Genomic DNA, 601 nt, shown 5'->3' on the forward strand with positions numbered 1-601 from the left:
GGCTGACAAGGCCTGATTAAAGGTTGCGCTTGGACGCATCGCTTGTGCCGCTTTTTCAGGATTGGCTGCGTAGTAGCCGCCGATGTCGACCGCTTTGCCTTGTACGGCAGAGAGTTCTTCAACGATTTTGGCTTCGTCGGCAGTCAAAGCGGCTGCCAATGGAGCAAATGCGGCTTTCAGTTCGGCATCTTTGTCTTGCGCCGCCAATTCTTGCGCCCAGTAGAGGGTGAGGTAGAAATGGCTGCCGCGGTTGTCGAGTTCGCCTGCTTTGCGTTTAGGCGATTTGTCGTTCAACAGCAGTTTTTCGGTGGCTGCATCCAAAGTGTCGGCGAGGACTTGGGCTTTGGAGTTGCCGGTTTTTTGCGCCAGATGTTCAAACGATACGGCGAGTGCGAGGAATTCGCCCAAAGAGTCCCAACGCAAGTGGTTTTCTTCGAGGAATTGTTGGACATGTTTCGGTGCGGAGCCGCCAGCGCCGGTTTCAAACATACCGCCACCATTCATCAATGGAACGATAGACAGCATTTTCGCGCTGGTACCCAGTTCCAAAATTGGGAACAAGTCGGTCAGGTAGTCGCGCAGGACGTTACCGGTTACAGAG

1 protein-coding gene is annotated in these 601 nt (G+C 53.9%); it reads right to left on the reverse strand.

Features of this window, described 5'->3' with window-relative positions; translation table 11 throughout:
* Positions 1-601 (reverse strand): NADP-dependent isocitrate dehydrogenase (locus tag ACTHUE_RS19825; protein ID WP_440424260.1); only part of this gene is annotated, 601 nt, incomplete at both ends.

It is taken from the genome of Neisseria sp. P0021.S005 (assembly GCF_051956955.1).